Annotated in this window: 7 protein-coding genes and 1 pseudogene; all 8 read right to left on the reverse strand. The window is 54.7% G+C overall.

From position 1 onward, the window contains the following. Positions 1–34 precede the first annotated feature (34 nt). The gene (locus CVO96_RS05120; protein WP_103311073.1) at positions 35–565 is read right to left on the reverse strand and encodes a hypothetical protein; all 531 of its coding nucleotides are present in this window, start codon (positions 563–565) and stop codon (positions 35–37) included. Continuing rightward, complete coding sequence (locus CVO96_RS05125; protein WP_165795208.1) at positions 552–1,373, reverse strand: DUF4007 family protein; 822 nt, start codon at positions 1,371–1,373, stop codon at positions 552–554. The genes CVO96_RS05120 and CVO96_RS05125 overlap by 14 nt, the downstream gene beginning before the upstream one ends. A gap of 2 nt (positions 1,374–1,375) precedes the next feature. Then, a complete protein-coding gene (locus CVO96_RS20710) occupies positions 1,376–1,831 on the reverse strand; it encodes a phosphorothioated DNA-binding restriction endonuclease family protein (RefSeq protein ID WP_133161746.1) in 456 nt (151 codons plus the stop codon). Positions 1,832–1,835: 4 nt separating this feature from the next. Next, positions 1,836–2,633: a phosphoadenosine phosphosulfate reductase family protein gene (locus CVO96_RS05130; protein WP_103313309.1), complete on the reverse strand. Its 798-nt coding sequence runs from the start codon at positions 2,631–2,633 to the stop codon at positions 1,836–1,838. Positions 2,634–2,695: 62 nt separating this feature from the next. Further along, positions 2,696–6,043 carry a hypothetical protein gene (locus CVO96_RS05135; protein WP_103311079.1) on the reverse strand — a complete coding sequence of 1,116 codons (3,348 nt, stop codon included), beginning with the start codon at positions 6,041–6,043 and terminating at the stop codon, positions 2,696–2,698. After that, on the reverse strand, positions 6,040–6,942 hold the full coding sequence (locus CVO96_RS05140; RefSeq protein ID WP_103311081.1) for a DUF4007 family protein: 903 nt from the start codon (positions 6,940–6,942) through the stop codon (positions 6,040–6,042). The genes CVO96_RS05135 and CVO96_RS05140 overlap by 4 nt, the downstream gene beginning before the upstream one ends. Positions 6,943–6,980: 38 nt before the next feature. Continuing rightward, positions 6,981–9,314 (reverse strand): DUF262 domain-containing protein, encoded by a 2,334-nt coding sequence (locus CVO96_RS20715; protein WP_133161747.1) that lies wholly within the window; start codon positions 9,312–9,314, stop codon positions 6,981–6,983. Positions 9,315–9,480: 166 nt separating this feature from the next. Continuing rightward, positions 9,481–9,900, reverse strand: a pseudogene (locus tag CVO96_RS05150) (SIS domain-containing protein); the annotation flags it as partial. Positions 9,901–9,947: the final 47 nt, after the last annotated feature.

Here is a 9,947-nt window from a genome sequence, read left to right on the forward strand (position 1 = left end):
AATAGACCAGAAGTAAAGAGCGACGAACGCCAGGCTAGATTTCCCAGCGCGCCAAGCGTCCGGCCGCCTGCCAGCCCTCTAGGTCGGTCTCAGTAGGAAGAATAGGTGCCCCGTCTGGAAGGGCCAGCATCACGCCGCGCGGGCGCTTGCTAAACGTTCCAAACAGGTAGTTCCAGAACTTGCGCAGCTCTGCTGGCACAAGGGCCGCCAGGGGTAGATCGAACACGGAGACCAGCAACGTTCCATACGGGTACGGCTCGCCACACAGGGCATCCAGCTCCGCGATTAAACGCTCGGCCGAGTAAAGCAAGTAAGACTGATCCGGCGAGATGCGCTCTAACTTCCACTGTTGGTAGTGCACGTGGGCGATCCCTAACCGCGCTGAGATTTCGCCCTCGCGGCCCAGCCAGCCAAGCGGTAACACCAGCAGCGCCGTGCGCGTGTACAGTCCGCCCCCGTTGAGCAAAGCCACCACGCTGCGCGCTTGGGCCGCACCATCTGTCTGCGCGACGGCCTCTGATTGAAGCTCCTCGCTTAACAGCCAGTTCGCATCACTCGACCGCATAAATTCCTTCCAGGAGCTTTTCGGGCGTGGGTGGCCGTGTGACCTGATATGGCGGTGCGGCCATCCACAACTCCAGCACCCCTTGCCGCGCCAGTTGGCGCAGTGCTCGGTTTACGTGGAACGAGCCCATGGAAAACAGGCTGCCGAACCCGCCCGGCACACTGAAATCCTCCATGGTGCAGGTCTGCTGGGAAGGCAGTTGGCTTTGCCAGTAGTGTGACAGCGCATACGCGAACACGCCCGTTGGCGGCGCGTCCGGCGTCTCGAACGCGTACTCGCCGCCGTTCTCACTCAGCAGTTCCAGAGGCCCCAGCGCGTCGGATTTGGTGTAACTGCCCAGGAAGATGGTCGCGGTGCTCTCAACGCCCCGGTCTTTCAATGTCGTGCCGGATTCGGCCAGCACGCTGCGTTCAATTTCTGTCACCACATCGCTTTTGCGGAAAGGTTGCTGCACCTGTGGCACCCGCACAATCAGGTCATGCCAGAAGCGCGGGCCTGGGCCCTGTGGGGCGCACAGGTGGTAGTGCATAAGCCATAGGGTCGCCGGAAGCGAGAGCGCCGGGTCATGCTCCTGCACGTGCAGGCCAAGGGAGGTGAGCTGAGTCGAACCAAATTCCATTAGACCGCAAGCACGAGCATAGCTTGGAACGGCTTTGGCCCAATTCCTACCGAGGTTCTCTTCCTCACAAAGGATCTCGATTAACTCCTTTAAACTCAACTTTCCATTAGCCTGTCGAAGAACGGCCGCAATTCCGGGCCGACTGAGGGGAAAGGTTTCATGAAATAGCGTGCCTATGCGTTTCGACAAGCCTAACCTCTCCCCTCGTCGTGCAAGAGCGTAAGAACTTCCGCTCTCAATCTGTCTCTATTTATTGAATTTTGAAGGTATGTGTATACTTCATCATCAAGATACGCATACTGTATTGCTTTGAGTATGCGCTTGGTTCCACCGCCTGATGTTGTCAGGGAATTATAGTAATTCTCTTCGCCAAGATTAATCTTATGGTGCCATATCCCGGAGCTACGAAGGTGGAAGAATGGCTGTGACGGCTGAGGTAGATCATCGCCAAGAGCGTACTCGGAGAAAAGATTCTTGAATTCGGCCACTAGCTTTTCGTCAAAAACTATTTTGTTTTCTCGGATATATGATGAATCGAGTAGGTTAAGGACGACAAGCCACATGATTGGTTTATGTGGACGCTGCCTTCCATCACGCGAGCCCCTTTTCATCGATGATAAAATGTTTGAAATTATTGAATCAGCCATAATCTCATAGATGACAAACGAGACACGACTCATCGGCATCTTCCTCTTCGTCTAAGATGTCTACAAGTCCAGTTTGTCTAATTTGCTGCGATCTCAGTTTTGAATTCTTGATCGCCTCCATTCTTTCAGGCTGTTCAAGCTCAACGAGACTCTCCTTTGGCGACCATGTAAAGCTTTTACCGGTCACCTCGTCAAACTTCTCGAAGGTCTTAGCCTTGTCGTAGAGATCGGGATGGCGTTCTTTCAATCCAACCCACTCGCGCCTTTGCTGGTAAAAGCAAAAGTAGCAACCTGAGCGAGAACGCCACTCATAGTATTCAGGGATTCCCATCCCGCTCTCTTCCAATATCCCAAACACATCGGATTTAATGATATCATTCTCGATAAATGGATAGACGGCCTTTAGATTAGGTTTCGTCGAAATATAGCCAATCCGGTGGGTTTCATCAGCCCTGATGGCTATATAGCTAATCGCCGAATCCTCACCTACGTACTTCTCGAAAGGCTTAATTTTCAGCATCCTCGTACACCAACGCGTGCGACTATCCGGCAAAACTCCTCTATAAATGTCTAGGTAGTGCGCAAAGGGCCTATCCGGATTCAGACGAACAATTGGTTTACCTAGGTAAGCTTCAAGGCGATCCAAATAGTCGTAAGTTTCAGGCAGCTCCTCGCCCGTATCGCAAAAAATGTACTCCATGTTCGGGATCTTGTCCCTCATGTAAATAGCGAGAGCCGTGCTGTCTTTCCCGCCCGACAGGGACAGGATGTGGCGCGGCTCTGCGGTCGAGCTGTTGGTCATGCGCGTAGCGTATCCCAGGCGTAGGGCGTCCATCAGCACACATGCCACATGCGCGGGGGGGGTTAGTCGTCCAGTTCCTGAAGCAGTTTCAGCAGGGCTAGGCGCATGGCGTCTTTGTCCTGTGCGCTCAGAGTGGCGCGGGACAAGTTGAGGACTCCCCGAATCTGGCCGGCGTAGTCCTCGCTGCCGCGTTCGACTTCGGGGCTGGCATAGCCCAGCTGCCGCGCAGCAATGGTGTACGCCTGGGCCAGGGCGTGGGCCTGGGTGGGGAAGCGTTCGGCGTCGGCGTCCGTCCAGGAGCGCGGCGAGCGACCGGCAACTAGTGCCAACACGCCGTCCAGAACGAGGTCAGGTTCGCCAGCAACGCTCAATCGCTTCACCAGAGGGATCAGGCTGGTGGGCAGGGGGCGGTCTTGGAGCAAGGTGGCCTGTTCGATCAGGGTTTGCCAGCCGGCGTTGGTGGCCGGAAAGCCCAGGGCGGCCAGCAGTGTGGCGCGCGCCTGGAGGATCTGATGCGGGGCGTGCTTGGCCCAGGTGGTGTTCGCAGCGTTCAGGGCCTTGAAGAAGGCTTCGACCTGCTCGGGCGGAGTGGGCTCGTCCGAGATCGGTGGCAGACCCAGTGCGGCGGGGATATCGGTGAACAGGAGCTGCTCGGGGCTGCGCGCCTGGTTGAAGGTTTCACGCAGTCGCAGAACGTTCTCAGGGAGCCCTTTCGTGCGCCAGGAGGTTTCCGGCAGGCTGCGAACACCGCGAATCAGGGCGCGCACAACCGGCACAAGGGCCGGCTCGGTCTTGTACCCCTTGGCCATGCGGTGAAGAACGTCCGCGCGGCCTCCAGAGACGCGGCTGCCCATCACAGCGAACAGTTCCGGACGACGGGCCAGAACCTCGAAGTCAGCCATTCCAGGGTCGGGGATAAAGCTGCCTTCACGGTAAAAGCTGATCTCATGCGGGTGAGCCTGCATAAAGGCAAGCAGCAGCACGGGCTGGAGGCCTTCAGTCACGCCGTAGGGCGGAGCGGCCAGCTTCGCGAACAGCTTCCCAACATTGAAGGGTTCCTGCGCGTCAAAGATGGCGGAGGCAAGGGCCTGCCACACGGGGGCCAGGTTGGTGTGGTGCCCTCCTGGCGGGTCAGCGAAGTGCCACGCGCCTTCTTCCTCGTCGGGGTTTACAGGGACGTGCAGTTGCGCTTCACGCAGCACGCTCTCGTACATGCTGCGTTCGGGCGGGAACGCTTCAGGGTCAAGGCCCAGCAGGGGTTCGGCTGCCGCTGAGAGCATCAGGGACATCAGCTTGCCGCGTCCAGCCGCAGCGGCTGAAGACAGCGTGCGGCGGTTCACCAGTTCGTTCAGAACGCACGGCGAGTCGGCGTACACCTCGTCAAGGATGTCCGACAGGAGCTGCACGGCCAGTCTAGGGGTCTGGATGTCGAGCGCTTCACCGCCGTACCAATAGGCCGCTTCGCTGCCAGTCGGGGCGGGGCGCGGGTCGATAAGTTGATCGACAGCACTCATCAACACGGCCTCCAGGTGCGCCAGGCGCTCGGCAACTTCACGCCGGGCCACCCGGTCGTCGCGCAGTTCGGGCGTGGTCTCCCTGATCCAGTGCAGGGCGCGCACTTCGACAGCCGCTTCACGTAGGGTGTGCAGCTGCTGCGGGATTACCACCAGGAGTTCCGGGCGGCCAGCGACCTCTGGTTCCTGTGCCCACTGCGCGAAGACGTCGGCCTGTTCGGCGTTCGTGGGCAGAGCACACAACAGTACCCCTTCGCCACCGCTGTCGGTTTTTAGCGCCGCAGATGGTGGTGGGGCGTCGGCGTAGTGCACCTCGAAGTACCGCAAGGTGCCGGTGTCGAAGGAATGCCTCCGGGCCACCATGGGCCGGCGTGGCAGGTGACGCTCCAGAATCTCCGAGAGGGCCAGGCTGGCGCCCACAGTGCGGCGGCCTTCTTCTAACCGCTCCTCAATGTCGATATCGCTGCCTTCCCAGACGCGGTAGGTGTGGTTATACCGGCGGAAGACAATCAGCGACTTTTCTTGGAGGCGATCCAATGAGGCCCGCACCTCCGAATTCTCTGGAGCGTCGCGGAGGGCCGTGCAGATCAGTTCGTAGGTCGCGTTGAGTGCTCCCATGTCGCTTAGCACGCTCAGCAAGCCCACAGCTTTCAAGATCTCGACGTCCAGTGGGGGTAGGTTTGGTTCGCGCTCCACAGCATCGACGACTTCGATCCAACGGCGGGCGGACGCTTGGCGGGACAGGCTCGACAGCAGGTTTACGGTGAAGTAATCGAACAGATCGGGCAGGCGGATAAGTTCCTGGCGCGACTGCCACTGCTGCGGCACCGCATGGGGCTCACCGCTGAGCAGATACGCGAAGAGTGATCGCTCGTTCTGGGCGAAGCGGCGGAAGACATAGGGCAGGGCCATTAAGGCCGTGGGATGGATCGGGGCTGCCTCAGCCGCAAGTGAAACGAATTCCAGTGCTGCAATCTTCTTGGGGGCTTGACCCAACTCAGTAAGTGCTTGGGCGGCAGTCTGAGCCTGCGCACGCACAGTCTTGCTCGGCGGCGGGGACAACACTCCCAGGGCCTGGGCAGCAAGGCGCATCTGCTGTTCGGGCGGCTCCAGGAATTCAATATCCCCAAACCGGCCCTGAACTTTGCCCCACTCTTTGCGAGCGGAAGCCAACAGATGTTCCCCGTACTGCTCGAATCCTTGGTGCAGTACCCCTACGAAAAGCAGCGGGTACTGCCCACTTCGAGCCGCCACTTCGGCCAATTCTTGCAACAAGTAAATGTCGTCGCTGCCGTAACGCGCTTCGTACTCTAGGCCCTTACCCATCTCGTCGAAGACGATCAGGATTCCGCCGAACCCCGCCTGCACGGCGTGCTCTTTTAGGGTCGCCACATACCGCAGGACAGTGCGCGAGTCTAGTTCGTCGTGATCCGATGACAGCGCCTCAGCCACTTCGGCGGCCAGCCCCTCTGCACCTGCTATGCCCTGTGCTTGCTGCTCTATCCCCTCCAGCAAAGCCACGCTTAACCTGGCACGACGCAGCGTGAGGGCTATCGGCAAGATTGGCCGGGACAGCACTTGCCGCGCTTCAGCAGCAAGCACACCGTCCGCCTTGGACAGCAACGTCCAGGCCTCTCCAGCCGGCTCCCGAACCAGTCGCGCCAGGAACAACGCGAAGGCAGATTTCCCAGTGCCGTATGGGCCCGTCAGGGTCAGGGCCCGCGCTCCTTCTACCCTGAGCGCCGTCAAGATGCGCCGCAGTACCGTCCGCACCTGGGGCGTAATGACATACCCCTGAAGTGTTTCGGCCCTGTGCAGGTCGTGATCCAACCGAACCGAACGCAGGAAACGGGCGGCAGGCAAGATGGACAGATCTGTTCGCTGTGCGGTGGTCATGCCTGACCTGCGTAAAAAGCTGCCAACAGGGCCACCTTGTCCACCGGCCGGCGCAAGTAGATCTGTTTCAAGCCCGCCGTATCATCCATCTGTACTGCGCCTCCCGTCAGTTGCTCGACGGCCTCAATACCCTCAATCAGCGCATTCTCACTCAGTTTAAAAGCCTGACCGGGACTCCCTGGTTCATAGAGCGCATCATGCAACACCACGGTCTGCCTCTCCCCTCTGATCTGATCCAGAAAGTCCAATAGCGCGTAGGCAAACACTGCATCCGGCAGTGAGCGCTTGCTTCCAAAAGTAAATCCGAATCGCTCGCCATCTTCCAAAGAGTGCACCAGGCCCAGTTCCGCCAGGGGGCAGTCGAATGATTCTTCGGCTACCCCTTTCTTGCTGCTCTTGCCGGGCAGGTAGGTTCTGAGCAGGCAGTCCACGTCCCGCTCTAGCGTAGAGCGTTTGTTCTTGGCTTCATGCCGCGCTGCCCAGTCAGACATGTGCTCGGCAAGATCGGCCTTGGTGAAGTCACGGCGCGGGTAGTGGAAGAACGCGTAATGCCAGGCCGCCGCCTTTGCCGGGTTGTTGACGAGTAGCCAATGCACTAGCCACAGCGACCCAATGTCTTCCAGATAAGGATCCCACTCGGTCAGTAGCTGTTGACCCAACGGGGTCGGTGCCACGGAGCCACGGCCCAAGTCGTCCAGCACCTGGGTGGCCGCGCCCCAGTACCGGATGCTCTCCACCATATTTTTCCCCACCCCCAGGAGCACCAGTGCCATGGGCTGCGAGAAATACTGTGGGCCGATCTCCGCTCCGATGACGGCCTTGCGCAGCCACCCGTAACGGAAAGCGAAAGTTTCGTGGCCGGAGAAGCCGAGCTTGAAAAAAGAACTCGCAGTAGACATTTCTATCGATGATACCCCAATTCTCCATGCATGTCTATTTACTCAGAGAGCCATTTATCCATTACGTGCCATACGGTTTCGCAGATTTCTTCAGTGCGCAAATCGATAAAGTCTGCATTCCAAGTGAAGTCCTTTGGCAAAGATGACAACGGAGCGATTATATCCATGTAGCTGGAATTGGTTAGCTCGCTCACTGTTTTCCCTTTGAGAGAGATGCCATCAGAATCAGCTTGCGCCTTCAAATTCTCTCGTGCACTCTGATTACTTTCCCCTAAAATTCTGTAATAATACCACTTTTCCCTCCAGCCCTTATTGCTCGCACTAGAGTTTACTTCCACTGGAAATAGTGTGAGATTTCCAATCAGATCATATTTCTTATTCTCATATATAGCTTTGTCCCATCCGCTTGCATTGTCTTGCGGTGCAATGTGCTCAATTGACTTTGCATTTTTAGAGATCCATGCTTCGTACGTCAATGTCTTGGAGTAGTCAGCGGCGGCCTTGGTGGTCAAACCTAGTCTCCCCGGATCCGCAATTCGTTCATTGGAATAAGCCAAGAGAGCAAATTTCACTACTGCATGCGGTGCTGATCCATACAGAAGGTTAGTTCTCGCATATTGAATCCAATCTGATTTTGTTCTGATTCTTTTTGCGCTGAGTATTTCGGATAACTCTTTCCTAATAACATCAGAGCTCGCGGATATCCTTATTTTGCCGCCACTCTTTTTACTTACGAGCTTCTCCATTAGATTCCTGTAACTTTTATCAAGACCAGAGGTTCCGCTGGAAGCTCTCCACAAAGTGAAATAGGCTGCTGTATGTCTTACTATCCTATAGAACTCCTTTTGCTTATCGAGGTTGTTTTTTAATTCACTAGAATAGTATGCTCCAATAAGAGAATTCGCTAACTTGTGGTTTGCATCCCTGAGATATGCAAGACATAGCTTAATTATATCTATATCCGCTGCATTTAGCTTGTTCAGGGATTGCTCTAAGTTTTCGTAGCTATTCAACTGTGTGTCAAGCCAGAAGAGTGCAAGATCGCCCATGGTTTTAATAAAAACCTCATCTTGCTTCTCTATCTCTTTCCCTGTGAACTCGCGATCAAGGTATCGCCTTTGATCACTGAAATTTTTTGATAGAGGTTCTCCGCTCCACACGAGAGAGAAAATTACCATGAACTCATTCGTTAGTGATTCTTTTTTCGCGGTTCTTCCATCGTCGCCAACTTGTATGAGTTTTTCCACCTTTTCGTAGTCTGCTCTATACTTATAATTTAAGTAATTCGAATCTGCCTTAGGCTTTTCTGGATCAATCACTAATATTTTTGGTTTAAACGTTTCAAGGGAAGTTAATGGAAGTCCGGTAGTATTCAGTGATTGGAACATGTCAAAGGCTAGATTCTCATCCACAAGGTTAATTGTGGTAAAACAACACCTGTTCGTTAGATAATGAATAAACATGAACAACTGAGTCAGAGAAAATACCGAGTGGAGAGATTTATCGGGTGAGTTTACATCAGCAGCTTTCAGATACTCAATCAGGTCATTCCTTTCTCTCTGCCAAAGATCTATCTGCGACACTTTACTTATTATTTGTCGAGCACAAGGCATCGATGAATCTCCTAGACCCCTATGTTGATTTTCAATCGCTTTGACCAAATTTCGCAGCTTCGAAATATTTGACTTCACGATATCTGATTTGAATTCACTCAGTATCTTTTCATCTTCGCTTGAATGATGAACTCTAATAAACTTGGCCAGGTAATTGGAAATACCAGAATTATAGCTATCATCGTCTTTATCAGAATAAGTCCACTTATCTACGGATCCGCGAATAATAACGGGCTTTCTTTCTGGGTCGCCCATTTCAAGATTGAATGAATATAAATTCGAGAGAATATTCTTATAATACCTTACCACCTCGCTTAAATTGCTTTTCACCTCACTTGAAAGAGTTGACCTATTGGCTGTTACAATCTTTGAATTTCTATCAACTGCTTCATACAGAACAGTAGAAAGCAGGGCGAAGGTTGATAGTCTTTGTTGTCCATCAATTACTTTCCGAACAGACGTGGGCATAGCACTGCTATCCTTTGGCTGTATTGTCGCAAAAGGCTCCGTCTCGCCAACCAGAATTACCGAGCCAAAAAACCTCATTGAATTTTTGTATTCTTCTGTATCATTATTCAGGGATACTAATCTTTCTATGCCCTGGGCAATGTCGCTAATTAATTCCTCTATATTTCCTGTTTTCCAGCTATACTCCCTTTGATATAGCGGGATATAGAAAGCAGTGCCTGGTTTAGAGACGAGATCCTTGAGACTTTTTGTCTCAGCCTTAAAAAAGTTTCCAATATCCGCAACAGCCATCGTGGACGCTCCTTTCGACTCACTGACGTGACCTTCTGGTCAGCTATCGTTGTCGTTGACAGCTTCGACACTAACATTTACGTTCGCCAGCTGCACGCAGATTTGTTGGAAGTCACGAAAGATTAGGGTGGATGCCTCCAAGGCATCCACCTTGAACCGAAATTCGTTACTCCACTGTCACGCTCTTGGCCAGGTTCCTCGGCTTACCGACGTCCTTGCCCAGCGCCGTGGCGGTGAAATACGCCAGCAGTTGCATGGCGACCGCGTTCACGACGGGGGAGACCATCTCGTGGGCGCGCGGCAGGTAGATCACGTCGTCGCCGTGGCGGGCGTTTTCGGTGTCGCCGTCCGAGAGGAACAGGATCACCTTGCCGGCGCGGGCGCGGACTTCCTGCACGTTGCTGATCGTCTTTTCCAGCAGGCGGCTCTCGGTGGCGATCACGGCCACCGGCAGGTGCTCGTCAATCAGCGCGATCGGGCCGTGCCTCATCTCGCCGGCCGCGTAGGCCTCGGCGTGGATGTAGGAGATCTCCTTGAGCTTCAGGGCGCCCTCGTAGGCGGTGGGGCTGTTCACGCCGCGCCCCAGGCGGTCTCAAACCTGATGAGAATGGGCAAAGCTGTCGTACATATACC

It is taken from the genome of Deinococcus koreensis (genome assembly GCF_002901445.1).
Taxonomy (GTDB): Bacteria; Deinococcota; Deinococci; order Deinococcales; family Deinococcaceae; genus Deinococcus; species Deinococcus koreensis.